Source organism: Sporomusa termitida, assembly GCF_007641255.1.
Taxonomy (GTDB): Bacteria; Bacillota; Negativicutes; order Sporomusales; family Sporomusaceae; genus Sporomusa; species Sporomusa termitida.
Window position 1 is genome coordinate 1812839 of sequence record NZ_CP036259.1, and the last position, 26119, is coordinate 1838957.

26 protein-coding genes and 1 riboswitch are annotated in these 26119 nt (G+C 52.0%); of the genes, 19 read left to right on the forward strand and 7 right to left on the reverse strand.

Annotation, left to right across the window (positions count from 1 at the left end; genetic code table 11):
* Genes SPTER_RS08155 through aroB form a run of 9 tightly spaced genes read left to right on the forward strand, consistent with a single transcriptional unit; the run spans position 1 to position 7265 of the window.
* Positions 1 to 273, forward strand: a complete 273-nt coding sequence (locus tag SPTER_RS08155) for a late competence development ComFB family protein (RefSeq protein WP_144349950.1) — start codon at positions 1 to 3, stop codon at positions 271 to 273.
* Entirely contained in the window at positions 263 to 1363 is a 1101-nt protein-coding gene (pilM, locus tag SPTER_RS08160; protein ID WP_170233209.1) for a type IV pilus assembly protein PilM, read from the forward strand. The genes SPTER_RS08155 and pilM overlap by 11 nt, the downstream gene beginning before the upstream one ends.
* The gene (locus SPTER_RS08165) at positions 1350 to 1904 is read left to right on the forward strand and encodes a PilN domain-containing protein (protein WP_144349952.1); all 555 of its coding nucleotides are present in this window, start codon (positions 1350 to 1352) and stop codon (positions 1902 to 1904) included. The genes pilM and SPTER_RS08165 overlap by 14 nt, the downstream gene beginning before the upstream one ends.
* The gene (locus tag SPTER_RS08170) at positions 1901 to 2497 is read left to right on the forward strand and encodes a type IV pilus inner membrane component PilO (protein WP_144349953.1); all 597 of its coding nucleotides are present in this window, start codon (positions 1901 to 1903) and stop codon (positions 2495 to 2497) included. Before SPTER_RS08165 ends, SPTER_RS08170 begins: the two co-directional genes overlap by 4 nt.
* Before the next feature lie 27 nt (positions 2498 to 2524).
* The gene (gene aroC / locus SPTER_RS08175; RefSeq protein ID WP_144349954.1) at positions 2525 to 3679 is read left to right on the forward strand and encodes a chorismate synthase; all 1155 of its coding nucleotides are present in this window, start codon (positions 2525 to 2527) and stop codon (positions 3677 to 3679) included.
* A 14-nt stretch (positions 3680 to 3693) separates the two neighbouring features.
* Positions 3694 to 4227 (forward strand): hypothetical protein, encoded by a 534-nt coding sequence (locus SPTER_RS08180; protein WP_144349955.1) that lies wholly within the window; start codon positions 3694 to 3696, stop codon positions 4225 to 4227.
* A gap of 1 nt (position 4228) precedes the next feature.
* Positions 4229 to 5629: a type II secretion system protein GspD gene (locus SPTER_RS08185; protein WP_144349956.1), complete on the forward strand. Its 1401-nt coding sequence runs from the start codon at positions 4229 to 4231 to the stop codon at positions 5627 to 5629.
* Between the two features lie 27 nt (positions 5630 to 5656).
* Positions 5657 to 6190 (forward strand): shikimate kinase, encoded by a 534-nt coding sequence (locus tag SPTER_RS08190; RefSeq protein ID WP_144349957.1) that lies wholly within the window; start codon positions 5657 to 5659, stop codon positions 6188 to 6190.
* Complete coding sequence (aroB, locus tag SPTER_RS08195; protein ID WP_144349958.1) at positions 6171 to 7265, forward strand: 3-dehydroquinate synthase; 1095 nt, start codon at positions 6171 to 6173, stop codon at positions 7263 to 7265. Before SPTER_RS08190 ends, aroB begins: the two co-directional genes overlap by 20 nt.
* A gap of 133 nt (positions 7266 to 7398) precedes the next feature.
* Here aroB and SPTER_RS08200 read toward each other — a convergent pair whose 3' ends face one another.
* From SPTER_RS08200 to SPTER_RS08210, 3 genes are read right to left on the reverse strand one after another with little or no spacing between them, the layout of a single operon-like run.
* Entirely contained in the window at positions 7399 to 8733 is a 1335-nt protein-coding gene (locus SPTER_RS08200; RefSeq protein WP_144349959.1) for an autotransporter outer membrane beta-barrel domain-containing protein, read from the reverse strand.
* 12 nt (positions 8734 to 8745) lie between these two features.
* A complete protein-coding gene (locus SPTER_RS08205; RefSeq protein ID WP_144349960.1) occupies positions 8746 to 9294 on the reverse strand; it encodes a PulJ/GspJ family protein in 549 nt (182 codons plus the stop codon).
* A 25-nt stretch (positions 9295 to 9319) separates the two neighbouring features.
* A complete protein-coding gene (locus tag SPTER_RS08210) occupies positions 9320 to 9775 on the reverse strand; it encodes a type IV pilus modification PilV family protein (protein WP_144349961.1) in 456 nt (151 codons plus the stop codon).
* 224 nt (positions 9776 to 9999) lie between these two features.
* Between SPTER_RS08210 and SPTER_RS08215 the strand changes: the two genes are divergently transcribed.
* Both SPTER_RS08215 and SPTER_RS08220 read left to right on the forward strand, forming a co-directional pair.
* Positions 10000 to 11151, forward strand: a complete 1152-nt coding sequence (locus SPTER_RS08215; protein ID WP_246105531.1) for an efflux RND transporter periplasmic adaptor subunit — start codon at positions 10000 to 10002, stop codon at positions 11149 to 11151.
* Positions 11144 to 14233 carry an efflux RND transporter permease subunit gene (locus tag SPTER_RS08220; RefSeq protein WP_144349962.1) on the forward strand — a complete coding sequence of 1030 codons (3090 nt, stop codon included), beginning with the start codon at positions 11144 to 11146 and terminating at the stop codon, positions 14231 to 14233. The genes SPTER_RS08215 and SPTER_RS08220 overlap by 8 nt, the downstream gene beginning before the upstream one ends.
* A 15-nt stretch (positions 14234 to 14248) precedes the next feature.
* On the opposite strand, the gene SPTER_RS08225 is transcribed toward SPTER_RS08220, so the two are convergent.
* On the reverse strand, positions 14249 to 14533 hold the full coding sequence (locus tag SPTER_RS08225; RefSeq protein ID WP_144349963.1) for a CC/Se motif family (seleno)protein: 285 nt from the start codon (positions 14531 to 14533) through the stop codon (positions 14249 to 14251).
* Between the two features lie 175 nt (positions 14534 to 14708).
* Here SPTER_RS08225 and SPTER_RS08230 point away from each other — a divergent pair, with 175 nt between their 5' ends.
* The 7 genes from SPTER_RS08230 (at position 14709) to folE2 (ending at position 21162) form a co-directional block, all read left to right on the forward strand.
* Positions 14709 to 15170, forward strand: a complete 462-nt coding sequence (locus SPTER_RS08230; protein WP_144349964.1) for a hypothetical protein — start codon at positions 14709 to 14711, stop codon at positions 15168 to 15170.
* 312 nt (positions 15171 to 15482) lie between these two features.
* Positions 15483 to 16259, forward strand: a complete 777-nt coding sequence (larB, locus tag SPTER_RS08235) for a nickel pincer cofactor biosynthesis protein LarB (protein ID WP_246105532.1) — start codon at positions 15483 to 15485, stop codon at positions 16257 to 16259.
* 10 nt (positions 16260 to 16269) lie between these two features.
* A complete protein-coding gene (larC, locus tag SPTER_RS08240; RefSeq protein ID WP_144349965.1) occupies positions 16270 to 17478 on the forward strand; it encodes a nickel pincer cofactor biosynthesis protein LarC in 1209 nt (402 codons plus the stop codon).
* 10 nt (positions 17479 to 17488) lie between these two features.
* Positions 17489 to 18439: a ribonuclease HIII gene (gene rnhC, locus SPTER_RS08245; protein ID WP_144349966.1), complete on the forward strand. Its 951-nt coding sequence runs from the start codon at positions 17489 to 17491 to the stop codon at positions 18437 to 18439.
* A 109-nt stretch (positions 18440 to 18548) separates the two neighbouring features.
* The gene (locus SPTER_RS08250; RefSeq protein ID WP_170233210.1) at positions 18549 to 19625 is read left to right on the forward strand and encodes an HD-GYP domain-containing protein; all 1077 of its coding nucleotides are present in this window, start codon (positions 18549 to 18551) and stop codon (positions 19623 to 19625) included.
* Positions 19626 to 19655: 30 nt separating this feature from the next.
* Positions 19656 to 20342, forward strand: coding sequence for a 7-cyano-7-deazaguanine synthase QueC (gene queC, locus SPTER_RS08255; protein ID WP_144349968.1), 687 nt, complete (start codon positions 19656 to 19658; stop codon positions 20340 to 20342).
* Between the two features lie 31 nt (positions 20343 to 20373).
* Positions 20374 to 21162, forward strand: a complete 789-nt coding sequence (folE2, locus tag SPTER_RS08260; protein ID WP_144352812.1) for a GTP cyclohydrolase FolE2 — start codon at positions 20374 to 20376, stop codon at positions 21160 to 21162.
* A 93-nt stretch (positions 21163 to 21255) separates the two neighbouring features.
* On the opposite strand, the gene SPTER_RS08265 is transcribed toward folE2, so the two are convergent.
* Positions 21256 to 21528 (reverse strand): hypothetical protein, encoded by a 273-nt coding sequence (locus tag SPTER_RS08265; protein WP_144349969.1) that lies wholly within the window; start codon positions 21526 to 21528, stop codon positions 21256 to 21258.
* A gap of 134 nt (positions 21529 to 21662) precedes the next feature.
* Between SPTER_RS08265 and SPTER_RS08270 the strand changes: the two genes are divergently transcribed.
* On the forward strand, positions 21663 to 22511 hold the full coding sequence (locus SPTER_RS08270) for a ChbG/HpnK family deacetylase (protein ID WP_144349970.1): 849 nt from the start codon (positions 21663 to 21665) through the stop codon (positions 22509 to 22511).
* A 185-nt stretch (positions 22512 to 22696) separates the two neighbouring features.
* On the opposite strand, the gene ldhH is transcribed toward SPTER_RS08270, so the two are convergent.
* Both ldhH and SPTER_RS08280 read right to left on the reverse strand, forming a co-directional pair.
* Positions 22697 to 24868, reverse strand: coding sequence for an L-lactate dehydrogenase (quinone) large subunit LdhH (ldhH, locus tag SPTER_RS08275; RefSeq protein WP_144349971.1), 2172 nt, complete (start codon positions 24866 to 24868; stop codon positions 22697 to 22699).
* Positions 24868 to 25473, reverse strand: coding sequence for a LutC/YkgG family protein (locus SPTER_RS08280; RefSeq protein ID WP_246105607.1), 606 nt, complete (start codon positions 25471 to 25473; stop codon positions 24868 to 24870). Before SPTER_RS08280 ends, ldhH begins: the two co-directional genes overlap by 1 nt.
* A gap of 206 nt (positions 25474 to 25679) precedes the next feature.
* A riboswitch (cobalamin riboswitch) is annotated at positions 25680 to 25903 on the forward strand.
* Positions 25904 to 26119: the final 216 nt, after the last annotated feature.

A 26119-nucleotide genomic window follows, 5' to 3' on the forward strand; every position in this document is an offset into this window, starting at 1 on the left:
ATGCAAATAAGAAATTTTATGGAGGATCTGGTCTGGCAGCGGCTGGACGAGGTGCTGACCCGCCATCCGAAGGCCTGCGGCTGTGAGAAATGCCGCTATGATATTGCGGCCCTGGCCCTAAACTTTTTGCCGCCGCGCTATGTGGTTACCGATCAGGGCGAGACCTACACCCGGATCAAGGGGCTTGAGCAGCAGTTTAATGTTGATATTATTACCGCCCTCTCCCATGCCATTCAGATTGTCTGCCAGCAGCCCCACCACGATGAAGGCTAAGGTTATTCAACTGGCGGCCAGGGTAAAGCAGTGGCTTACATACAGTCCGGCCAGTATGATTGGTATAGATATCGGTTCCGGCATGCTGAAGATTGCTGAAATCACCTGGCGCAACAATCTGCCCACCCTGACGGCCGCCGGTCTGGCGGCCCTGCCGGCGGACCTGGTCCGGGACGGGATTATTCTCGACCGTCAGGTGATGGCCGAGACGTTCCGGCAGCTGCTGGCAACCGCCGGTGTCACCGGCCGGCATGCTGTCATCTCCGTAAGCGGTCATGCGGTGTTCATCCGCGAGCTTACCTTTCCGGCGATGACGGAGGAGGAGCTGCGCCAGGCCATCAGATGGGACCTGGATAAATATATCCCGGCCGATGCGGAGAATTACTATTTTGATTTTGCCGTTGTTGGTACCGGCAAGCTGCCTCATGAGGTCCGGGTGTTGCTTGTGGCCGCCCCGCAGTCGATGATTGACGCTGTTACTGCCATTTGTAAGGAGGCGGGGCTGAAGCCTATGGCTATTGATATTGAGCCGCTGGCCATAGCCCGGACCTTTACCGCGCCCGCCAACTTCCTGGTTGTCGATATTGGTCAAAAACTATGCCAGCTTACCATCTTCCAGGCCAACTGCCCGGTGGTATCCCGGCTGATCCCGCTGGGCGGAGACCGTTATACCGATGTCATCAGGAACTTGCTGGCGCTGGATTATAATGAGGCCGAGCTGCTGAAACAACGCCAGCGGGGCCTGCTGCATACTGCGGGCGGTAACGAGCCGGCGGCAGCCTCTGTGCACAGGCAGCTGCTGCTGCTTGTGGAAGAACTGAGCCGGGAGATACGCCGGACAGCCGACTATTATCAGGCCCAGAACCGCGAGGCTGTCATTGACCGGATTCTGTTGACCGGCGGCGGGGCCTGTATGGATAATCTGGCCGGCAATCTGGCCGCCCAGTTGGGCGGGGTTGAGGTAACCCGGCATAACCCGCTGGGCGAGATTGGCGCTGCCAAATCATTTGATGCCGAATGGCTGCAGGCGATCGCGCCGCAGCTGACAGTGGCGGTCGGCCTGGCCGTGCGCGGGGGTGAAGGTTATTAATACCACTATTAAAATTAACCTGCTGCCGCCGGACGAGCGCCAGGAGTTCTGGCCGGTAAACCGGCTGTTTGCTGTGGCCGCACTGCTGGTATTTATGTGTTTCTGTGTATTTGCCGTCTATAATGCCTATACAATCGCGACGCTGGAGGACCGCCTTACGGCTGCGCAGCAGCAACTGGAATTGCTGCGGCCGACTCAAGCGAAGATGGCGTCAGCGAATTCGCAGCAGCAGGCAATTAATGCCAAAACGAACCTGCTTGCTAAACTGACCACTGAGCGCAAGCCCTGGTACGCGCTTGTCGCCAGGCTGGCAGTCATTATGCCGCCGCAGATCTGGCTGGATGAACTGGGGACCGGCGATAAGAATACGTTTAAACTCAAGGGCAACGCCCTGACCTACCCTGACCTGGCCGCATTTATGCAGCTGCTGGAGCAGGATGACCTGTTTACCGAACCGGTCCTGATCAGGGCCGAGCGTGATCAGCAGTTAATGGTTACCAGGTTTGAAATGAATGTAAAGATCAAGGGGTTGCAGCCATGAATTTCTCCTGGGCCAAACTATCAACAAAGCATAAAAGCCTGGTTTTTGCCGGCGGCTTGCTGCTGGCTGGCTGGTTGTATTATGCCTGGATTATTCAGGAACAAAACGAACAGATCACAGCGCTGACAACCCGGCTGCAGGCCGAGAACCAAAAATTGGCTGTTATTCAGGGGTTTGCCTACAGCCACCCGGAGCCGGCTGCATTTCTTGTTGAGCTGGAAAGAAAGCTGCTGCAGGCTGAGGCCATGCTGCCTAATCAACCTGAACTCGGAGGTTTGCTGGCGCAGGTTGAGCAGGCTGCCAGGGCCTGTGGGCTGCAGCTGGTTGAGATAAAACCGGCGACAGCCGTTGCGAAAGCCGGTTATCGTGAGATGCCGGTGGAAATAGGTATTAAGGGCACCTTTGCCCAAACCGCCGAATTCTTAAAAAAACTTGAAGATATTCCCCGCTTTAATTCCCTTACCCAGGTTAGCATGAACTCCCGGCAGGGGATATTAGAGAGTAAGCTTGTACTTATTGTTTACAGCTACGGGGGGGCGGCCGGAACTGCCGGTGACAAGCAGGTGCCCGCCGGGCCAACAGACAGGAAATAGCTGATATATCGGAAATGAGGGTTATGTATGCTAAGATTCATTACTGCCGGCGAGTCCCACGGCCCGGCCCTGACGACTGTTATCGACGGCTTACCGGCTGGCGTGCCGTTGGATATTGAACTGATCAACCGTGATCTGGCCCGCCGGCAGAAAGGTTTTGGCCGCGGCGGCCGGATGCTGATTGAACAGGACAAAGCCGAGATTACCGCCGGGGTGCGCTTCGGCCAGACCATGGGCAGCCCGGTAACGCTGGTCATCCATAACCGTGACTGGGAAAACTGGCAGGACCGGATGGCGCCTGCCGGCTCACCCTGCGGTCCGGCGGTTACGGCACCCAGGCCGGGTCATGCCGATCTGACCGGGGTACTGAAATACGACCGGCAGGATGTCCGTGATATCCTGGAGCGGGCCAGTGCCCGCGAAACGGCGGCCAGGGTGGCGGCCGGTGCCGTAATGAAACAGTTGCTGAGTGCCGCCGGTATTCAGATCCTGGCCCATGTCACCAATATCGGCGGCGTTCAGGCTGCGGCTGCGCGCCCGGCGTTTGCGGCGTTACAGGCCGGTGTGCTGGCCTCGGAACTGAGTTGTTTTGATACCAAAGCGGAAGCGGCCATGAAAGCAGCCATTCTGACGGCCAGGGAACAGGGCGATTCCCTGGGCGGTATCTTTGAGGTGCTGGCAGTTGGCGTTTTGCCCGGCCTGGGCAGTCATGTCCAGTGGGACCGGCGGCTTGATACCAAGCTGGCGGCCGCCCTGATGTCGATTCAGGCCATTAAGGGGGTTGAGGTCGGGGCCGGCTTTGCCTATGCCGGCCTGCCTGGCAGCAAAGCCCACGACGAGATCTATTACGATCCGGCGCGCGGCTATTACCGCCAGACCAATAATGCCGGCGGCCTGGAAGGCGGCATGAGTAATGGCGAGACTATCGTGCTGCGGGCGGTGATGAAACCGATTCCCACCCTGATGACACCGCTGGCTTCGGTGGATATTGTGTCCAAGGCGCCCCTCCAGGCCAATACGGAACGCAGTGATGTCTGCGCGGTGACGGCGGCCGCCGTGGTGGGCGAGGCGATGGCCGCGATTGTGTTAACCGAGGTGTTGCTGGAGAAGTTCGGCAACGATAACCTTCCCGACCTGTCAGCTGCAATCAGCCGTTACCGACAGCGCCTGAGCGGCCGGTAGAGGGGGCTGTATTTATGCCTGCAGCTGCGTTTATGGAAAAACTGAATACCTGGTACGACAACTTGCCGCTGCGGCAGCGCTATCTGGTACTGGCCGGCACCGGGATTATCCTGGCCGCCGCCATCGCCTTGCTTGGCTTGCCGGACAATCAGCCGGCAACCAGGGTAACCCCCGGTGCCGTCAAACCCCAAGCGGCGGTTGTTCAGCCGGCGATGCCTGGCGGTTACACAGCCCCGCAGACGATGCGTGATCCCTTTGCCCCGCCGCCGGGGTTCGGCAAGCCGGCAATTACCCCGCCACCCGGCAGCATTCAGCCCGGACCGGCTATGGCCCCTCCCGGCACTACGCCTGCGCAGACAGCGCTGCCATTGCTGGTGGGAGTCGTATCAGGCGGTGACAGGCAGATGGCAATTATTATTTACAATAATACCAGCAGAGCCTATTATCCCGGCCAGGAGATCGGTCCTTATCAATTGATTCAAGTTGATGCAAATTCAGTAATAGTCCAAGGACCTGGCGGACAGCAGGTCTTAGCACTGGGAAGGTGATATGATGCGTTTGATAGCAATCCGCATACTGGCAGCCCTGCTGTTGTCCTTTACGGTGGCCGCCACCGCGCTGGCGGCCAGGCCTGTTGTTAATATGAACATTGTTGACGGTGAGGTCCGGGATGTGCTGACTGCCCTGGCCGGTATCGGCCAGATGAATATGGTGATTGACGATTCCGTGGGCGGGACGATATCCATTCAGCTCCGGGATATTCCCTATGACAATGCCCTTAGCCTGGTCTGCAAGACCAAGGGGCTTACCTATCATGAGGTTGACGATGTCCTGGTGGTGGGGGTGGCCGATCAAATCGGCCGGGGCTTTGGAGCCGTCCATATTTTTAAGCTGAAATATATTAACCCTGATTCGGTCAAAGATACCATCCTGTCAATTCTGTTCGGCGAGAAAAAAGGTGAACGGCGAACAGAGGCCAGTGCCGGCAGCACGAGTACCAGTGCCGGCAGGAGCAAAAGCAGTACCGGGACTACCGGCAGCAGCAGTACTGCCGCCGCCGGCGCCAAAGCCAGTGAACAGTCAACCGCGCTGGACCGGCTGACAATCGACTATGCCACCAACTCCCTGGTTTTGTACGGGACAACAGCCGAGGCGGCCAAGATCCAGGCCCTGCTGGCCGAGCTTGACATCCCCTACCAGCAGGTGTCACTGGAAGCGGAAGTAGTTGCAGTCAACAAAGATAAAAGCAAGGATTTGGGGATTGAGTGGTCCTGGGAGGCAACACCCCAGTACGCCGACTATGAGGCGGCAGAAACGGAGGTTGTCTATGATGCTAATCGCAACCCTGTCGGCACTCATGTTACTGAGGCCGCCAAGGTTACCCGGACGAACAATAGCGGTGTCATTCAGTTCGGGCGGAATCCGGAAGGTTATCCCTATGAGTTTTATTACCAGGCCAAGATTAATGCCCTGGTCAGCAATGGCAATGCCCGGGTGCTGGCCAAGCCCAAGGTCACGACAATTAACGGCAAACAGGCGCAGATCCTGATTGGGGACCGGATTCCGGTACTTGTGGAAAAAATTGAGAATGGCGAAAGCAAAACCACCACTGAATATGTTGACGCCGGCATCAAACTGGTATATACTCCTCGTATCAACACCGATGGCTTAATTACGGTTGAGGTACGCACCGAGGTGAGCAGCCCGACCTTAGTAGCCGAGATGAAGGCTTACAAAATCACGACCCGCCAAGCGGAAACCACTGTGCGGCTCAAAGATGGCGAAACAATGGTGATCGGCGGGTTAATCGGGTCATCAAACAGCGAAGTGAGAAAGGCAGTGCCGTTCTTAAGCAATTTGCCGATCCTGGGGGCGCTGTTTAAAAACAGCAGTAAATCCAAGACCGAAACCGAGGTTATAATCTTCCTGACACCCCGTATTGTCAACTAGCAGGCCCTGCTCATTTCCGGAGGCATAATGAAAAACATAGTTCTAATCGGGTTTATGGGGACCGGCAAGACCAGCACCGGGCGCTTGCTGGCCGGCCGCTTGAACCGGACTTTTATTGATATCGATAAAAAAATTGAAATCCAAACAGGCCTGGCCATCAGCGAGATTTTCCAGCTGTATGGCGAGAATCACTTCCGGCAGCTGGAACGGGATGTAATTTTCCGGGTATCCCGCTATCATAATACGGTCATTGCCACCGGCGGCGGTGTTGTCCTGAAGCAGGAAAACATGATCAGATTAAAAAGCAGCGGTATCATTATTGCCCTGACTGCCTCGCTGGAGACAATCCTGGAACGGACTTCCCGGCGCGGCGTCCGGCCTTTACTGGACTGTGAGGATCGGGCCGAGCGGGTGGCCCGGCTGTTTAATGACCGGGCCAATCTCTACATGAAGGCCGATTATACGATCGATACCACCTGTCTGCCGCCTCATCATGTGGCAGAAAGGATTATCGGGCTGTTGCGCGAAGGGAGGCATCTGCGTGGGCGAAGTAAGGGTTAGCCTGGCCGACCACAGTTACAGTATTTATATCCAGACTGCCGGTCTGCGTCAGATCGGGCAGTTTATGCAGGCCCTGTCCTGCAGTAAAAAAGCACTTATCATCACTGATGGAAACGTTGGTCCCCTTTATGCCGCTGTCGTCACCGACAGCCTGCGGGCCGCCGGGTTTGCGCCCCAGGTCCTGGTGGTTGCGCCCGGTGAAGGCTCAAAGTCACTGGCGACCGCCGATAGGGTGTTTACCACCGCAATCAGCAGCGGCCTGGACCGCAAGTCGCCCATTGTTGCCCTGGGCGGGGGGGTAATCGGCGATCTGGCCGGGTTTGCTGCCGCCACCTATCTGCGCGGCGTACCGTTTGTGCAGGTGCCGACCAGCCTGCTGGCCCAGGTCGATTCCAGTGTTGGCGGGAAAACTGCGGTCAACCACCCGTTGGGTAAAAATCTGATCGGCGCTTTTTATCAGCCCCGGCTGGTGCTGATTGACCCGCTCGTACTGGATACCCTGCCGGAACGGGAGTTAAAAGCCGGCCTGGCCGAGGTCATTAAATACGGCATCATTGCCGATGCTGATTTTTTTGCTTATCTTACCCGTAATGCCGCCGCAATCCTGGCCCGGGACCCGGCGGCGCTGACCGCGGTGATCAGCCGCTGCTGCCAGCTTAAGGCCGCTGTTGTCGCCCGGGATGAACGGGAAACCTCGGTGCGCATGCTCCTGAATTTTGGCCATACGATTGGCCATGCTGTGGAAGGGGTAGGCGGCTATGCCGAGTACAACCACGGTGAGGCTGTGGCTATCGGCATGGCTGGCGCCGCCCTGCTGAGCAGCAGACTGGGATTGTGCCCGCCGGCTGCGAGCACGGCCGTACAGCAGCTGCTGACGGCCATGGGCCTGCCCCTGACGGCTCCCGGTTACGGGCTTGAGGAACTGCTGGGGTATCTGGCCCGCGATAAGAAGGTTGTGGACAGTAAGATCAACTGGGTGCTGATGCAGGATATTGGCCGGGTAATGGTTTCGGCGGATGTAGAAGTAAAACAAGTAAGGGCTGTATTAGCACAATTAACGGTATTAAAACAATAGTACAAGATCTATAATGGGGTTCTATTAATTCCGTTTCCCAATGCGATAATATATGTGATCAGAATTAAATCATAAAGAGGAAGGGCCTAATTGGTCCTTCCTCTATTTATCATATATCAGAAATTTATTGGTATCATTTATTAGTCCACGAATTAACAACTACTCCGCTGGCAGTTCCGGATAAGCCTAATTTATCTATAACGTTGCTGTCATAAGCAATAGTTGCGCCATTCATATTTAAATTCCCGTTTGTATATATGCCAGCTGCTGTTGAAGTACTATTGCCTTCAATGTTATTGTTAGCAATGAAAATTGTTTTTGGAGCACTGCCACCATTTAGATTAATTGTTCCAGTAGCCACAAGCATTCCTGTTCCTTGTCCGCTTACTACTGACGCATTATTTAGAGCAACATTTCCTGTGACATATACTTTAGAAACAGCATCAGGTAAACTGTGGTTGATTGAGCCGCCGTTGAAAGCCATACCCTTCTTGGCGAGTACAGTAACATTCCCACCTGTAATAGTGGCGGTATTATTTAGCGTAACGGTGTCATTTGCATATATTTTTACTGAACCGGTCGCCGGGGCAGTGACTGAGCCGCCATTAAGAGTGAATTTACCAGTAGTATAAATAGTTATGTTATCACCTGATATATTTTTACTGGTTTCAAAATCTCCCTTAATATATATTGTCACTGAATTGCCGCTTGATGCAGAGTAACCATGATTATATTCAGCGTAATTTCCATTAACATAATAAAAACTTTCATTTAAGGTATAAGGACTGCTAACTGATGTCAAACTAGTCCCTGCCATTGTAATATCAGGCATAGGAGTCATTAATTCATTTACATCCAACACCGGTGCTGTTGTTAATGATTGAAAGCCGCCTTTAACAGCCGCAGGCTCCCAAATTGTGTATTTATTGCAAAAGGCAGTGCCATTAATAGCCTCTTTCCTATGAGTATTTACTGTAATATAAGTATTTGATGCAATATCGCCGGTAATCAGTGACTCGTTAACAGTCATGTTTTTATCAGCAAACGCCGCATATGGAAAGATATCTGTTTTGAGATTGTTATTGCCTGCTTTTGCTTTAGCGGACAGTGTAACAGTTCGAGATATTGAACTATTTACGTTACCGGTCGATATAATAGTGATTGTATTATCCTCATTTTGGATAACTTCCACTGTAAACGTACCCGCAGTAGGTGTTCCGGCATTTTTAGTGGGGGAAGTATAACCGGTTGTTGCATACTTTATATTGTCAGTTAACTGGGCAATCGCCCACTGGGCCCCGGCTTCGGCCAGATACTGGGCGGCAATATTGTCCCGGGTGCGGGCGGCGGTCGTTACATTGCTGGTGCTTAAGGCGGCATAGGCGCCGCCGATAATGCCGAGAAACAGCATCGCCAATATGGCCAGCATTCCGGCCGAGCCCCGGGAATTATTGATTAGTTTCAGCATTAGTTTCACCACCTATTTTACAAATTGGTTAATGGGGATGACCATGGTTCTTTGGTCAATATGCTGTTGGTATACCGTATCAGTGACCCGGATGGAGATATTCATATGCGTATTATCACCCGCAAAGATATCGGTGTCCGGATCGTCTATCTTGCCAATCTGAATGTCACCAGGTTCGACAAACGTGTGTCCGGGGACCAGGGCAGGGGTTCCGCCGGTGAACGGCACCCGGTAAAAATGAAAATTGTCTTTATCAATGTAATATAAAAACGTCCCTGGCTCATCCGGCCTTATTGATTCATAATACAGCGCATTATTATCCAGGGCCTGATTATAATCCACAATATTGTAGTTCTCGCCATAGCGCAACTCATTGGCAATGTTTAGCAGCACAAGATCGGCAGTCTGCTGGATGTCATAGCGCCGCTGGCCGTACATATAGTTTTTTATTAGGGAAGAGAACAGCCCGCTCAGAGCCGCTCCCAGTATAGCGGTTATAGTTATCCAGACGAGAATCTCAATGAGCGTGACACCGGCTTGCTTATTATCCTTGTTTACCATGGCTGCTTCCTTTCGTTCCTGTTGATCATTGGGCAGCGGGCGGCGTAACTTTAGGGAAGATGGTGGTGAAGGGCACTGTGTAAGCTGTATTTTGCCGATTATGCCAGCTTATGGCCACCGTTACTTCCACCAAATCAGCGGCATTTTCCTCTGGGCACTGAACTGCCGTTGTCCTTACAGAAAAAGCAGGATTGGAGGCGGTTGCCGTTGCCTCCAGGCTGCTGTCAAACCACTCTGTGCTGGTATAGGGATAAGGGGTTTCTGTAGTTAAGACCGGGGTCGCGCTTTGCTGGCGGAGCTTCAGGTACTCAAACTGCTTTTGGGCCAGATTGGCGGCCGTTGTGTACTCGGTAGACGCGCCTGCCGATTTTCCGGCCTGCAGAAATAATCCGCCAATGGCGATTAAGGCGACAGAGATGATAACAATGGCCACAAGTACTTCAATTAGCATAAACCCTCGCTGAGAATGCAGTTGCTGCATCAGACACACTCCTAACTAATCTTCATGCAACCGTTTATATTTACTAATTATACCATATATGCTTCTGATATAATATATTGTTAAACCGTCGCCGGAGCGCCAGGACGGTGTTTTTTTGTTAACTTTTCAGAGTTGCAACATAACGAAAATTTAAAATATTTTACGGCAGGAGTGCCTAGCCGGCTGTCGAATAGGAATTGGGTATGTAAATTTCTTCTGGAGGAATGAGCAGGTTGGCAGGCAAGCAGAGAAAAACAATGATGATTGCAGCGGTTGTTGCCCTGGTCCTGGCGGGGATTATTGGCTACCGGATTTACAGTAATCTGTATGCAGGCCAGGAGCGGGCTGCACGGGTATCACAGGGGCAGGCCGTGGCTGTCGAGGTTGCCGCCGTAACCAGGCGGGATATTACACCGGTATTAACCTTCTCCTCCAGTCTGGAACCGGTATGGAATGCTGAGATTGCGAGTAAAGTTGACGGACGCATTGATCAGCTCACCGTCGATGAAGGCGATTTTGTTGCGGCCGGCATGACGATCGCTGTGCTTGATATGGGCGAGCTTTCGGCCCAGGTTATTCAGGCCGAAGGCAGTTTGCTGCAGGCTCAGGCCAATCTGGAACAGGCCGAACTTGACTTTAGGCGGATGGAAACCCTGGCCGCGCAGGGCGCTGTTTCCTCACAGACGCTGGATTCGGCCAGAACGAAGCGGGATTTAGCCGCAGGCCAGGTCCGGGCGGCTGAAGGGGCTGTGGCTTTATATAACAGCAAACTGACAGGTGCTACTGTCACTGTGCCCCGTAATGGGGTAGTCGTCAAGCGTTTCCTGCAGCCTGGTTTTTACGCCCGGGCAGGGTCGGCCATTATAACCGTGGCTGATATTACCACCCTGCTGGCCAAGGCAACGGTCGGCGAAGCCGAGATTGCTCAGCTTAAACAGGGAGCCAGCGTCAAAATCAGGGTCGATGCGCTGGGCAGCCAGGAGTTTAACGGCACCATTACCCGGATATCACCGGTGGCCGCAATGCCTTCGCGGACATTTATTGCCGAGGTGACAGTTCCTAACCGGCAGAATAACCTGAAGGCCGGTATGTTTGCCCGGGTTGAGGTGCCTGGTCAGGTCCATGCGCAAGCGGTTGTTGTGCCGGAAACGGCGTTAGTGATGAAAGAAGATAAAAAGACAGTGTTTGTGGTTACGGCTGCAAACAAAGTGGAGCAGCGTCCCCTGCGCCTGGGCTATATTGGCGGTGGCTGGGCCGAGGTGCTTGACGGTGTGAAGGCAGGCGAAAAGATTGTTGTCGCCGGCCAAAACAAGGTCCGGGACGGTTCCACGGTCAGCGTGGGAGCGCCCCCGGGAGGCGGGCCGGTAAATGATTGATATTTTTATCAGACGGCCCGTGTTTACGACCATGCTGGTCATGCTGCTGGTGGTGTTTGGTCTTACCTCCTATCCCGGACTGGGGGTTGATCTGTATCCGGATGTTGAGTTTCCGCTGGTTATGGTTAATGTTACCTATACCGGGGCCTCACCGGAGGAGATGGAGAGTCTTATTACCAAACCGGTGGAAGACGCTGTCAGTTCGGTTGCCGGTATTAAGACGCTGTCATCAGTATCACGGGAGGGGGTTTCCCAGACTACGATTGAATTTGAGCTGGGAACCGACCCGAAGCTGGCGGCCAATGATGTGCGGGAAAAAGTTGCCGGCGTCCGGCGGCGGCTGCCGGAGCAGATTGATGAGCCGGTTGTACAGCGCTATGATATTACGGCCCAGTCTATTCTTTCCTTCAGTCTGGCCTCTGACGTCAGGCAGCGGGGGGAAATCAGAAAGATTGCCGAAGATATTGTTAAAGATCAGATCCAGCAGCTGGAAGGGGTCGCTGAGGTCAATGTCTATGGCGCTGCTCTGCGGGAGATCCAGATCCTGGCCGACCCGTATAAACTTGAGGCCTATGGCCTTTCTTTACAACAACTGCTGGATGCGGTGAACAACAACAATGTTAATACTCCCGGCGGCCGGGTTATGGAACAAGGCTTTGAACTGACGGTAAGAACTATTGGCAAATATGAAAGTGTCGATGATATCCGGAGAATCATTGTCCTTAATCAGGAAGGCCGCCTGGTGCGCCTGCAGGATGTGGCTGCTGTGGAGGATACCTGGGCGGAAGAACGGACTTATGCTGCCACCAACGGGGTCCCCAGTGTTATTGTGTCTATCCAAAAGCAGTCCGGCACAAATACGGTGGGGGTTGCGGAAACGGTTAAGCAGGCTATGGAGCAGTTGGAGCAGAATGTGCTGCCGCCTGACATTAAGGTCACCAAGGTACGGGATAATGCCACCTATATCCGGGACAGTGTTGACGACGTCATGGTGTCTATGGTGTTCGGCGGCTTGCTGGCCGTGGCTATTACCTTCCTGTTCCTGCGTAATACGCGGGCTACTGTGATTGGGGCCATTGCCATCCCCACCTCGATTATATCAACCTTCTTTTTGATGAAGGTGATGGATTTTACCCTTAATAATATGTCGCTTATGGGTCTTAGCCTGGCAGTGGGCATCCTTATTGATGATGCTATTGTTGTTGTCGAGAATATTTACCGCCACATGGAGGCGGGAAAAAGTCCCCTGGTGGCAGCCCGGGAGGGGACGCAGGAAATCTCGCTGGCAGTTTTGGCAACAACCTTCTCCATCCTGGCCGTGTTTGTGCCTGTTGGCAACATGGGCGAGATCATCGGCCAGTTTTTTAAACAGTTTGGCTTAACTGTCGCGTTTGCGGTCGCTTTTTCCCTGTTTGTTGCTTTTACCCTTACCCCGATGCTGTCGGCTTACTGGCTAAAGACCGGCGAGGGAGAAGGGCGGCGCCTGCGCTTGCTGGAATGGGTGCTGGATAAGTGGGAGCAAGGGTTTGAAGCGTTCCGGGAAACGTACCGTCAGCTTTTGTATTGGGCCCTGCAGCGCCCCCAAAAGCTGGTGGTCCTGGCCTTGTTATCCCTGTTCCTGAACGCTTTGCTAGTACCCTTGTTAGGCTCAGAGTTTCAGCCAACCTATGATTCGGGTGAATTTAATATTAACATAACGGCACCGGCCGGCACCTCCCTTGAACGCAGTAAGGAGCTGGTAGTCCAGGTCGAGAAAGAGGTTATGGCGATTCCGGAGCTGGAATCGGCCTATCTGGTTGTCGGTACGAACCGGCAGATTTACCGGTCGATGGTGGGGGTACGGTTGGTGGACGCCAGTGAACGCTCCCGCTCAATGATGGAGATTATGGATTCGCTGCGGGTAAAGTTTCGTAATGTCCAGGGTCTGAAGGTATCGGTGCCGCCCGGGCAAAGCCAGGGCCGCGGCGATTCCCGGCCGATTCAACTGGCCCTGCGGGGGCCTGAACTTGATCTGCTGAATCAGTACGCCGGTATCCTGGCGGAAAAAATCAAGCAGATTCCCGGTACTACCGATGTTGATATCTCCAGTGAACAGTCCGAACCGGAGGTGCAGGTTACATTTGATCCGGACCGTCTGGGGGATGCCGGGCTGGATGCGGCCACCGCCGGTAAAGCCGTGCAAACTGCTTTTTTGGGGGCAACGGCTAAGAATCAATATAATGTGGCCGACAGTGATTATGATATGCGTGTTCAGTTACAGCCCGAAAACCGGCTCAGCCTGGCTGATGTGGCCAACCTCCGGCTTAGCAGCAACAATGGCTTTGTTCGCCTGGGGGATATTGCCGAGGTAAAATTATCATCAGGCCCGACGCAGATTGACCGGGAAGACCGCCAGCGCCAGGTTATCGTTTATGCCAATGCTGTTGGCACCTCGCCCGGGGAAATCATTGCCAAGGTCAAAGAGCTTATCCCTGACCTGAATCTCCCCCTGGGGTATAGCCATAAGCTGGTCGGGCAGGCCCAGATGATGGAAAACTCATTTAATGAGATTGGCAAAGCGCTGGTATTGGCTGTTGTGCTGATTTATATGGTATTGGCCGCTGAATTTGAAAGCTTTATTCACCCGCTGACAATTATGCTGTCTTTGCCTTTCTCCCTGGTTGGGGCTGTCCTCGGGTTGTTGATAGCAGGCAATACGATTAACATCATGTCCCTGATCGGGATCATTATGCTCATGGGCCTGGTAACTAAAAATGCGATTTTGCTGGTTGATTATACTAATCAGCGGCGGGCAGCGGGGGTACCGGTTGTTGAGGCCCTGGTGGAAGCCGGTTCGGTACGGCTGCGGCCGATTTTAATGACCACGATGGCCATGATCTTCGGGATGCTGCCGATTGCGCTGGGGATTGGCGCCGGGGCCGAAATCCGTTCCTCCATGGGGGTTGCGTTGATCGGCGGTTTGATTACCTCGACCTTTTTGACACTGATCATCATCCCGCTGGTGTATCTGCTGATTGACAGAATGCAAAATTATTTTAAACATAAACAAGCGGATAAGGCGGAAAAAACCCCTAGCGTTTAATGCCAGGGGTTTTCCTTAGGCCAGCTGCCAGCCTTCGATCACCAGTTTCTTAAAGGTGAAAAAGCTGCTGAGGGTTATGGTTAGAGGAATATTGGGCAGGTCGTGGGGTACATATACCGTAATACCCCGGATTTCCTCCCGGGTGTAGCTGTCGGGATTGTGCGGCAGTCCCAGACGGACAGACGGGCTTTCCCTCAGGTCAATACAGCAGCTGATGACCGGGAAAAGTTCCAGATATACCGGTTTAGCCCGGGCGTTAATATACTCCAGGGCCTGGTCGGTGATTGTCAGCATAGTCATAAGAACCCCCTTTAAAATTCCTTTGCCCAATGCTTCGCCAGCCAGGGAATTTTATCCTGCTCATAAAGTAAAAGCCGGCAGCGGCGGCTTTCCGATTCGATAGTGACATAATGCTTAGAAACTGAATATCATACAGTATAGTATTCTCAGACGCGCCGCCTTGGGGGTGATGCCATTGTTTTTTAACCAGACGGAGGAACTTAATAACCTGCTGGCATTAATGAGAGTGCAAAACAACTATATTTATGAGGTGAACAAATTAATCTACAGTGCAGTGTCTGATATGACGCTGGCCACTAACCATGAGTTTTCCGGGTTTGTCAGTCACTTTTCGCAATTTGCCCGTTATCACTATAATAGCGAGGGCTACAGTCAGGCTGCGCAGCTGGTGCAAAGTTACCATTATATACTCCTGGAGCGATTGCTTGACAGTCAGGTACTGGCTGCCGCCGAACAAATGGAGATCGCTATCGGGCATTTGGAAATGGCTGTCCGTGAGACGCAAATCCGGTTAAACCCGCAAGTGCTGCTGTTAAATCATGGCATGTTATTAATGGAGGAAACGCAACTCAAAATTATTGAGACCCTGGAAGTATTGCTGAAAAGTTCTCATCCGGCTCTCCAATTACAGAATTAAAACCCCAAACAGGATTTTGACGGTAAATATTGAATTCTTTATAAAGACATAATGCCTGACAGTACAGGACATTATGTCTTTATGTTGCGAGTATATTGACAGGCTTATGGTTTCCGGGGCAGTAAATGGCTAACATTATTGCCAAGCCGGCTCAGAGGTGTTATTATGCAAAAAGAGACATTTTTCAGCATAATGGTTCTGGAGGGGTCCGGGCTGTTTTAAGACCCGGTGGCAGCGATAGTGCCGGTTTAGGTATAAAAAACCTGGGTTTACATATGTTACGCTTGATTTTAAATTTCAAAAGCAATCGAAATGAACGCAGGACGGGGTGGCGAAGTGGATATTAATTATGTTAGCAGCCTGCTTAAAGAGTTTAAGGCAGGTGGTCTTTCACTGGATGAAGCACTGGAAAAACTAAAAATATTGCCTTATGAAGATTTGGAATTTGCTAAACTTGATCATCACCGGCTGTTACGGCAGGGATTTGCCGAAGTTGTTTTTTGTCAGGGGAAAACTGTGGCGCAGGTACTTGCCATTATGGACAGGCTGGCTGCCTATAATCGCAATATTTTAGCGACAAGGGCTACCCCGGAGATGTATGAGGCCGTAAAAAATTCCATGCCTGATGCCAAATATCATGAACTGGCCAGATTAATTGCGATTGAGCGCCAGCCGCCGCCGGCGGATCAGGACCGGGTGATTTTAGTCATGAGTGCCGGGACGAGTGATATTCCTGTCGCTGAAGAAGCCGCTGTCACGGCCGAGATGATGGGCAATGTGGTTAGACGGGTATATGACGTCGGTGTGGCCGGCATCCATCGTCTCCTTGACCAGCGAAAGCTGATTGAAGATGCGAATGTTCTGATTGTTGTGGCCGGTATGGAGGGGGCTTTGGTCAGTGTGGTCGGCGGTATGGCCGCGAAGCCGGTTATTGCTGTACCGACAAGTATCGGTTATGGCGCTAATTTTGGCGGTCTGTCCGCATTGCTGAGCATGCTTAACAGCTGTGCGGCCGGAATCGGGGTTGTCAATATTGATAATGGCTTTGGTGCAGGCCGGCTGGCAAGTATTATTAATCATATGAGGTGATGTAAGAGTTATGTCCGCAAATTATAAAACTATGTATCTGGACTGTTTTGCCGGTATCAGCGGTAATATGCTGCTCGGGGCACTGCTCGATATCGGGGTGCCGGAGGAACTGCTCCGGGCAGAACTGGCAAAATTGCCGATAACCGGCTATGAACTGTCAATAACAAGGGTCGATAAAGGTGGTATCAGTGCTGTATATCTGGATGTGAAAGCTGCTGATGCCGGGCATCACCACCGGAATCTGGCGGCAATAGCCGGTATAATTGAAGAATCGGCTCTGGCGACGGCTGTAAAAGTCAAGAGCAACCAGATTTTCACCCGCCTGGCTGAGGCGGAGGCCAAGGTGCACAGTGTTCCGGTTAATGAAATCCATTTCCACGAGGTTGGCGCTGTTGATTCAATTGTTGATATTGTTGGCATTGCCTGGGCCTTGGATTATTTGGGCGTTGAACAGATTTATGCCTCCCGGCTGCATGTTGGCAGTGGGTTTGTCAAATGCGCCCATGGTCTGCTACCGGTGCCGGCACCGGCTACGGCTGAATTGCTGCGGGGGATTCCCTTCTACCAGGGGGATATTGCCAAAGAACTGGTAACACCGACCGGGGCGGCAGTGGTAGCCACACTCAGCAGCGGTTACGGGCCTATGCCTGACAGCTTTATCAGCAGCCAGGTCGGTTATGGCGCCGGTACCTGGGAGCTGGATATTCCCAATGTTTTACGGGTATATCTGGGAGAAATGCCGGCAGACGCTGTACCGGGACGGTTCGAGGGGCAGGAAGATAAAGCCTACCTGGTGGTCGAAGCTAATATTGACGACCAAAACCCGGAATTATACAGCTATATCATGGACAAGCTTTTTGCCGGCGGCGCACTTGACGTCTGGCTGGCACCCATTATTATGAAAAAAGGGCGGCCGGCGACGAAATTGTCGGTCTTGCTGCCAGAGGAGTGCCAGTCCGGGATTGCTGAAATTATTTTAGAAGAGACTACCTCCATCGGGATGCGGTTCTATCCTGTCACCAGAGCTATTGCCAACCGTGAGTTTATTATGGTGGGACTGCCCTGGGGGGATATTAAGGTAAAAATCAGTTCATTTCGGGGTAAAATATGTAATGTAGCCCCTGAGTACGAGGATTGCCGCCGCATGGCCGAGGAAATGGGAATGCCGCTTAAAGTAATCCAGCACCTGGCTCTCAAAGAAGCGATGTCATTTTGCTAAAGGTATGTATATGGAACTATTAGAGGCAAGGCTGGCCGTTTTGTCTGAACGTTTTGCCCGGGCCGGTCTTAAAATAACGGCCGCCAAGGCGATCAACTATGGCCGGCAGCTAAAAGTCGCAGATGGCGAGAACGCCGTAACTGTCAATATATATAGCGGCAAAAAAGGCATTAGTATTGTTGTGGGGGGCTCCCAGTCCCCCCTTAAGGAAACCGTAACCGCCATTACGCAGGGTCAGATACCTGTTGTCCCTGCGGCCGGCGCTGACAAACCTTCAGCGCCAAGCGGCCGGCCGCCTGGTTTTGAAGCTGTCAGGGATTTTGATCATAAGTGGATCGGTCTGGATGAATCCGGCAAAGGAGATTTTTTTGGCCCGCTGGTTATAGCGGCGGTGCTGGTTGACGATCAGTCGGCCGCCAGGCTTGCTGCGGCCGGCGTTAAGGACAGTAAGGCCCTGTCAGATGAAAAAAACCGGACCCTTGCAGCACGGATCCGGGAGGAATGCAGCGGGAAATTTGTTGAATTGGCCTGGATGCCTGCTGAGTATAATGCCACTTACAGTCAGTTTTGCAATGCCGGCCAAAATCTGAATCATCTTTTGGCGTTCTCCCATGCCCAGGCACTCGAAAGCCTGCTGACCAGGGAACCTGCCAAATTTGCCTTAGCCGATCAATTTGCCCATGAACGGTTTATCCAGGCTGAACTCCTGGAAAAAGGCCGGACGATTACGCTGGTGCAGATGCATAAAGCCGAACGCAATGTCGCTGTGGCCGCGGCTTCCATTTTGGCCCGGGACCGCTTTCTGGCAAGTATGGCGGTGCTTGCCGCCCGCTATGGTATGAGCTTCCCCAAGGGAGCAGTCCAGGTGGTGCCTGTGGCCCGTGAGTTTGCTGCCAGGTATGGAAAAGATGCCCTACCTCAGGTTTGCAAGGTTCATTTTAAGACTTTTGAGCAGATATAAGGAAACCTCTTAGCAGGAAAAATCGAAATAATGTAAAATTATTGTTATTATTGTAACTTTTTTTTTCGCTAATGGGCAACAGAACGTCAGCAGGGCGGGAGGGATGAGGGTGAATAGCAAGTACCGGATTAAACCATATCCCATTAGCGCCGTTGTGGCCGGCATGGAACTTGGACGCCTGGTGCTGACCCATGACGACAAAGTAATGCTCAGTGAAGGTACAATTCTTTCCGAGAGCATGATTGCAGGCTTAAAATTCTGGGATATCAGCACCGTATTTATCAAAGAATGTTCACCGGCAATGGGTATTGATTTATCTATTCCCGAAACAGTTTTGCAAAAAAAGTTTTATGCTGACTATGATCATACGGTAAACTTACTAAAGAACTCTTTCGCCAAGCTGCGTTTTTTTACAGAAGTGCCGCTGGCCACTCTGTGTGAATTAGTGAACAATAGTATTGACCCACTTATTAATGCAACCGGCGTAATTAATCATATGCATATGGTACGCCGGCAGGATGACTATACTTTTCACCACTCTGTCAATGTTGCTGTTATTTGCGGCGTATTAGGCAAGTGGCTCGGGTATGCCGGCCAGGAATTGCAGGACCTGGTGCTGGCCGGGTTGCTGCATGATGTGGGCAAAACCCAGATTCCCTTGGAGATATTAAATAAGCCCGGCAAACTTACCCCTGAAGAAATGGAGATTATGCATCTGCACACGATCAGAGGCTATCAACTGCTCCGCAATACCCCCAATGCGCCCCAAGGCGTTATTTACGGGGTTCTTCAGCATCATGAACGATTTGACGGCAGCGGCTATCCTTTAACGGTTTCAGGTGATAAAATTCACAAATTTGCCAGAATTATTGCGATTGCCGACATTTATGACGCTATGACCTCCGACCGGGTTTATCATCGCAAAATTTCACCCTTTGCGGTTGTCGAGGTTATTGTCGACGAAATGTTCAACAAACTTGACCCGGCTATCGGCACTGTGTTCTTAAATAATGTGCGCGACTACTTTGTCGGCAATATCGTTGAGTTAAGCGATGGCCGGCAGGCCGAGGTTATTTATCTGGGTCAGTTTATGGCTTCCAGGCCGGTTGTTGTCACCGAGGACCAGGAATATATTGATTTGGAACGTAATAAGAGTTTAAGCATTGTTAATGTTATCAGGGCGTAAGGTAAATAACACAGGATAAGGGGAGCGCTTATGAACAAAAAGGCAGTTGTGCTACTCTCAGGCGGCTTGGATTCGACTGTATGTATGGCTGTCGCCAACAGTGAAGGCTATGAGCTGTTGCCAATCAGTTTTAACTATCACCAGCGTCATAGCCGGGAGCTGGCGGCAGCAGCCAGTGTGGCCCGGCATTATCAGGTTGACCGTCATTTAGTGATCGAGACCAATATGGAGGCGATTGGCGGCAGTGCGCTGACAGACACCAGCCTGGCTGTGCCTGCGGGCAACATCAACGCCACCGGGGTACCTGTCACCTATGTACCTGCCAGAAATCTGATTTTTTTAAGCTATGCTCTCGGCTATGCCGAGGTAACCGGGGCTGACCGGGTCTACATCGGTGTCAACGCGCTTGATTATTCAGGCTATCCGGACTGCCGGCCGGAGTTCATCGCCTTATTTCAGCAACTGGCCGACTATTCTACCAAAGCGGCTACCGAGGATGGCCGAAAAACCAGCATTGAGACACCACTGATAAAATTGACCAAACGTGATATTGTGCTGTTAGGGAACAGGCTGAGTGCGCCGCTTCATCTGACAACAAGCTGTTATCAGGGGGGGGATGAGGCTTGCGGCCAGTGCGACAGCTGCCTCCTGCGCCTTAAAGGCTTTGCCGGGGCCGGTCTGGCTGACCCTATTTTGTATCGTACTAGGAGTGAATAAAATGAAGCAAACAGCTCAGGGACGCAACAGCATTAAAGATGTTCAAAACAGCTGCGATGAGCGCGGTATCGCTATTCAAAAGGTCGGGGTCAGTGACGTTCACTTACCGTTTTTAATCAAGACCAAGGGCGGTTCATTTCAGACAGTACTGGCAAAAATTAAGCTTACGGTTGATCTGCCCCAGGAGTTTAAAGGCACACATATGAGCCGGTTTATTGAAATTCTCAGCGACTGGAGTCAGAAACCGGTATCTTATAAAGAAATTGAATATATGCTGACAGACACGATTGATCGATTACAGGCGCAGCGAGCGCATATTGATATTCATTTTAAATATTTTATTGAAAAAACTGCGCCGGTAAGCGGTTTCAAAAGTATGCTGGATTATGACTGTATGTTTTCCGGCAGTCTGGCCAGGTGTGATCATCTGGACTTTATGTTTGGCATTACTGTGCCTTTTACCTCGTTATGTCCCTGCAGTAAGGAAATCTCTCAATACGGGGCGCATAATCAGCGGGGCATTATGCGGGTGAAGATTAAGCACCAGCATGGCCGGTTTATCTGGATTGAAGATCTGGCCAGCCTGATGGAGCAGCAAGGCAGTTGTCAGGTATATCCGCTGTTAAAGCGGGCTGATGAAAAATATGTCACTGAAAAAGCCTATGAAAATCCCAAGTTTGTCGAAGATGTGCTCCGCGATTTAGTCCTTGCTTTGCGCCAGATTGACAGCGTGCAGTGGTTTGAAGTGGAATGTGAGAACTATGAATCCATTCACAACCACAGCGCCTATGCTGCCCATACTGAGACGGTCAGCAGATAAAAGCGACAGAAGCGTTAGCTTTGCTGAGCCTGTAAACGAACCGGCGCCGGACTATTCAGTGAAATAGTCCGGCGCCGCCCTTGCTTTATTTTGTTATTCGGCGCTGTAGTCGCCGTTGGCATCATATTTTGCCGTTAAGGTCTGATTGGCCTTTTGGCTTTTGGAACTGGTTGCAGCCGATGTGGCGCTGCCGGCTTGCGACTGTTTAGCCAGTTTACCCAATTGGTTCGTATCGGCCGAGGTTGCCGAGCCGGTAGCAGAAGTCCCGGCAGTGCTGCTGGCGTAGTCGTTGTTGGCATCCAGTTTAGCTGTCAGAGTGCCATATTGCTGTTTGCTTTCGGCTTGTTTGTTTTGTTTGTTTTGCATAATGCGATGACCTCCTTGTTTTTTTATTTGGCCGTGTGGCCAATAATAGTATCAGAAATTGGTTAGCAAGTCATACCAGGATTTTTTGCCCACCTGTGATTGGGCTTGAGGTAATAATTACCTTTGAGGGTGTTATGAAAAAATTAATTATCAACGCCGATGACTTTGGTTTGCATGAGAATATTAATCTTGGTATTATCGCCGGTCATACTAAGGGTTGTATAACAAGCACCACCCTTATGGCCGGCGGGCCGGCCTTTTTCCATGCGGCGGCATTAGCAGCCGGCTGCCGGTCACTGGGGGTCGGCGTCCATCTTACCCTGGTTGGCGGGTACCCGGCCGCTAAACCGGAGCAAATACCCACCCTGATTGACCGGGAAGGGCTGCTTTATACTAAGTACCCGCTATTTTTACGGAAGTTCTGCGCGGCCGCCATCCGTCCGGAGGATGTGCGCCGGGAGCTTGCGGCGCAGGTGAAAAAGGTGCTGGCGGCCGGCATTCAGGTCACCCATCTTGACAGTCATCAGCATCTGCATATTGTACCCGGCATCATTGATATTGTTATTGATATTGCCAGGGAGTTTAATATCCGGGCGCTACGGATTCCGGCTGAACCCCTGCTTTTTTTCGGGGGCTTCCGGCCCTCTGCCGGCCGGTTCATCGGCCGTTCCGGTCTCAGTATTTTGGCCGGTCTGGCCCGGCTGAAGGCCCGGCGCGCGCGCCTGGCTGTCCCTGACCATTTTTTCGGCATGCTGGCCGGCGGCAGCATGGAAGAGAGATTGTTTATGAAAATCATTAACAGTTTGCCTGGCGGCAGCAGTGAGATTATGCTTCACCCCGGCCTGGATAATGAGATATTAAATCCTGTTTTTTCCTGGGATTATCACTGGCAGCAGGAATTAGCCGCAGTAACCAGCCCGCGGCTTGCTGACTGCTTTAGGAGCAGCAGTATTTCCCTGGTGTCCTTTGCCGGTCTGGATTAAGGAAAAGGCGACCGGGAACTATATATACTGGTAGGTAAGCCGCCGCTGTATTAGTGGCTGGCAGCGGCGGTCCGAGCCGCGTGAGGGAGCCGGTGTAGCCGTCAACTTTATAGGATTGGATTAAGCAAGTAAGGAGCCTTCCTGGGGGAAGACTCCTTTTTGTGGTGGGCTCAGAAGATAACCTTTTAATCCTTTACATTCTCAGCTAAGACTTCTGCTACATGCTTGATTTTTACAGCCGGCAGCTGTTTGTCAAGGCCGCCCTGAATCTGCATCATGCAGGCCGGGCAGGCAACGGCAATCACCTCGGCGTCACTGGCCTTGATGTTGGCAAGCTTTTGCTTAAGGATCGGCATTGACAGCTCGCTGTATTTGACCCCGAACGCGCCGGCCATGCCGCAGCATTTGTCGCAGTCTTTCATTTCCACCAGTTCATAGCCTGGGGCGGCTGCCAGCAGCTGCCGCGGTTCAGTGTAAATACCGAGCCCCCGTTTCATATGGCACGAGTCATGGTAGGTCACTTTTTTATGACCGGCTGTTTTCGTTAACCGGCCGGCTTTTTGGTATTCCCCGGCGACAAAGCTGGTGAACTCACAGACTTTATGGCCGATTTTCTCAGCCCGTACCTGCCATTCCGGCTCATCGGCAAATAATTCGGCATAGGTTTGATGCCAGGTCTCGGCACAGGTCGGGCAGGCCGAGAGAATGGTGTCGGCATTGGCTGCTTCAAAGACCTCAATGTTCTTGCGGGCAATTCGTTTGGCTGTTTCCCGGTCGCCCATACCCAGGACCGGTTTACCGCAGCAGCTTTGCTCCTCGGGAAACACAATCTCCATGTTCAGGTTCTGGAGCACCTTATACACGGCTTCACCGGTTTCCGGAAAAATAAAATCAATGTTGCAGCCGCTGAAAAAAGCAATCCGTTTGGCCGGTTTATCTATTGTTTTTGTTACTTTGGCCACCCGGTCACGGAAGGGAGAATCAGCGACCGCCGGCAGGCTGCGGTCTTTGGCCATGCCGGCCAGAAACAGAGGCAGATGGCGGATTAAGCGGCCGGACTGGAAGGGTTTCTGCCCAATGGCGGCCAGGCGCAGCAGGGTGTGAAAAACCTTGCGGTTGGCGAGGACGTTCTCAAATACCGCTTTAACGCCGAACGGCAGCCCATGTTCCCGGACGGCTTTAGCCCGGAGCTCCTCGATGAGATGGGGGATGTCAATCTTGCCGGGGCATATCTCGACACATTTGCGGCAGCCGATACATAACTCATTGATTTTTTCAAAGTCCCCCATGCTGTTGAGGAAGGCCGTCAGGATGGCGCCGATGCCGCCGGCATAAATGTGACCGTACACATGGCCGCCTACCAGCGTATATACAGGACAAACGTTCAGGCACGAGGCACAGCGGACGCATTGGTAGATTTCTTTGAATTTGTCATCACGGGCTGCTTTTAAGCGGCCATTATCAAAAAGGATTATATGAAGCTCCTTTTCCTGTTCAACCCATTTGCCAGCCTGTTTAACCATTACCGGGGTAACGCCTGAAGTCATGGTCATATAGCTGGTCATCAACTGGCCGGTGGCGTTGCGCGGCAGGGTGCGCAGGATTGGTGCGGCGTCTTTGATTGTGGGGATCAGCTTTTCATAACCAATGATAACAACATGAATACGGGGCAGGGTAGTTACCAGGCGGGCATTGCCTTCATTGGTTACCAGGCCGATAGCCCCATTTTCGGCGATGCCGAAGTTTGCCCCGGAAATGCCCATATCGGCCTGAAGGAATTCACTTCTGAGGGCTGTACGGGCTGCCTGGACCATAAAGGGAATATCAGTGGGAATTTCCTGTTTCAGTTCCCGGGAAAAATAATCGGCAATCTGCTCCCGGTTTAAATGGATGGCCGGCATGACCATATGGGAGGGCTTGTGGCCGGCCAGGGAGATAATCCACTCGCCCAGGTCGGTTTCCTTTACATGCAGTCCGGCCGCCTCCAGGTCATGGTTAAGGTGAATCTCCTCGGAGGCCATGGATTTGGATTTGACAATCCGCTTTACGTTTTTTTCCTGACAGAGATTGATAAGATATTTTTTCAGGGCCTCACCATCATGGGCCCGGAATACTTTGGCGCCGCGGCTGGTTGCTTCGGCTTCAAATTTAGCAGCCAGGTTGTCAATGTCGGCAACAGTCCCCATCTTCATTTGCCGGACCTGCTCACGGAGGGCTTCGACATCGGCTACATTCTCATAAGCCTTGGCCCGGGAGACGGGGTAGGCCTCGGCAAAACGGCCTAAGGCGCCGCGCAATACATCATCGTTCAGTTTCTCTTCTATTTCATTTTTTATATTCCGGTTGTTCGTATTCATTAATAATTACCTCCGTTAACTTCTTCATCAACGGCAATAATGATAAAACGGCTGGGACCATGTACGCCGATTGTCAGCACGCGTTCAATGTCGGCAGTGCGGCTGGGACCGGTAATGAAACTAATATAACCACGGTCATATACCCTGGAGATTACCTCCATGGCTTCCGTTACGCCAGGCACAACATGACCACTGTTCATAAAAACAACATGAACAGGAGGCAGCATGGAGACCAGGCGGCTTTCAAAGGCCATGGCATCCTGGCAGACGCTGCCTGATTCAGCGATGGCAAATTCCACCGCCGAGATGCCAATGTCAGCGCTCTCCGCATGCTCGGCAATGTCGGCCTGGTCGGTGTACAGAGCAACACCAAGTCCGGCCAGGGCGGCATTGATGCCGGCTGCCTGCTGCAGCGGGCTGTTAACAGCTACAATCTTGCGGGCATTAGTGTACTTTACAAGGCTGGTAACGACTTCAGTAGCGTCGGCCGCTGTTTTGACCCGGAAAACCTCAGCGGCTGCATTTTTGGCTCTTGCTTCAAACTCTGAGAACAGGCTGAAGCCGTCGGCATAGGCTGTAAGCGCTGGTTGCCAATGCTCACTCACTTTTTTCAAACTCTCCACTCCCCCATAATTAAGATTAAATATTTGGTATGATGGTCTGACCAGTGTAACATTCCGCATTAGTATAAAAAAATCCTGTTTGAATTCGCAAAAAATTGCATAATTTTTGTAATTAAGAGGCTAACTATTAAAATTCATAATTATTCGACCGACCGGCAGGAAAAATACTTAACAATAGGGAATTAATCTAAAATAATAATTTGATAGGTGTAGGGAACGGGTGCTTCACGCTTAATAGGGAAGTCCGGTGCAATACCGGCACGGTCCCGCCACTGTATTGGGGATGCTGCTTAATTTGTGCCACTGGGAAACCGGGAAGGCGAGTAGTCCGTCAAGTCTAGCTTGGGCTTGGTGGACTACTAAGGTCGCGATGAACCAGAGTCAGAAGACCTGCCTGTTCCGGCACATGCCGCTATATTTCATCTCCCTCAAAACCAAGGATAGTTTGCGCAGCTTTTCCCGCCCTGCTGCGTTGTCGCCGCCTTACCTATGGCCGATATGCAAGGCCCGTGCAAACGATTCCACGGTTTTAAAAAGATGAAGTACTGGGACCTACGGAAGATAGGCAGGTGTGGGTACAATAATCAGGCAAAAAAAATCTTGTTTGGTATTTACCCCCTGCTCAAGG

Bases quoted from the DNA above. Each gene is read 5' to 3' on its own strand.
- SPTER_RS08155 (WP_144349950.1), top strand. From the start codon at position 1: ATGCAAATAAGAAATTTTATGGAGGATCTGGTCTGGCAGCGGCTGGAC.
- pilM (WP_170233209.1), top strand. From the start codon at position 263: ATGAAGGCTAAGGTTATTCAACTGGCGGCCAGGGTAAAGCAGTGGCTT.
- SPTER_RS08170 (WP_144349953.1), top strand. From the start codon at position 1,901: ATGAATTTCTCCTGGGCCAAACTATCAACAAAGCATAAAAGCCTGGTT.
- aroC (WP_144349954.1), top strand. From the start codon at position 2,525: ATGCTAAGATTCATTACTGCCGGCGAGTCCCACGGCCCGGCCCTGACG.
- SPTER_RS08180 (WP_144349955.1), top strand. From the start codon at position 3,694: ATGCCTGCAGCTGCGTTTATGGAAAAACTGAATACCTGGTACGACAAC.
- SPTER_RS08185 (WP_144349956.1), top strand. From the start codon at position 4,229: ATGATGCGTTTGATAGCAATCCGCATACTGGCAGCCCTGCTGTTGTCC.
- SPTER_RS08190 (WP_144349957.1), top strand. From the start codon at position 5,657: ATGAAAAACATAGTTCTAATCGGGTTTATGGGGACCGGCAAGACCAGC.
- SPTER_RS08200 (WP_144349959.1), bottom strand. From the start codon at position 8,733: ATGCTGAAACTAATCAATAATTCCCGGGGCTCGGCCGGAATGCTGGCC.
- SPTER_RS08205 (WP_144349960.1), bottom strand. From the start codon at position 9,294: ATGGTAAACAAGGATAATAAGCAAGCCGGTGTCACGCTCATTGAGATT.
- SPTER_RS08210 (WP_144349961.1), bottom strand. From the start codon at position 9,775: ATGCAGCAACTGCATTCTCAGCGAGGGTTTATGCTAATTGAAGTACTT.
- SPTER_RS08215 (WP_246105531.1), top strand. From the start codon at position 10,000: ATGAGCAGGTTGGCAGGCAAGCAGAGAAAAACAATGATGATTGCAGCG.
- SPTER_RS08220 (WP_144349962.1), top strand. From the start codon at position 11,144: ATGATTGATATTTTTATCAGACGGCCCGTGTTTACGACCATGCTGGTC.
- SPTER_RS08225 (WP_144349963.1), bottom strand. From the start codon at position 14,533: ATGACTATGCTGACAATCACCGACCAGGCCCTGGAGTATATTAACGCC.
- larB (WP_246105532.1), top strand. From the start codon at position 15,483: ATGAACGCAGGACGGGGTGGCGAAGTGGATATTAATTATGTTAGCAGC.
- larC (WP_144349965.1), top strand. From the start codon at position 16,270: ATGTCCGCAAATTATAAAACTATGTATCTGGACTGTTTTGCCGGTATC.
- rnhC (WP_144349966.1), top strand. From the start codon at position 17,489: ATGGAACTATTAGAGGCAAGGCTGGCCGTTTTGTCTGAACGTTTTGCC.
- queC (WP_144349968.1), top strand. From the start codon at position 19,656: ATGAACAAAAAGGCAGTTGTGCTACTCTCAGGCGGCTTGGATTCGACT.
- SPTER_RS08265 (WP_144349969.1), bottom strand. From the start codon at position 21,528: ATGCAAAACAAACAAAACAAACAAGCCGAAAGCAAACAGCAATATGGC.
- SPTER_RS08270 (WP_144349970.1), top strand. From the start codon at position 21,663: ATGAAAAAATTAATTATCAACGCCGATGACTTTGGTTTGCATGAGAAT.
- ldhH (WP_144349971.1), bottom strand. From the start codon at position 24,868: ATGAATACGAACAACCGGAATATAAAAAATGAAATAGAAGAGAAACTG.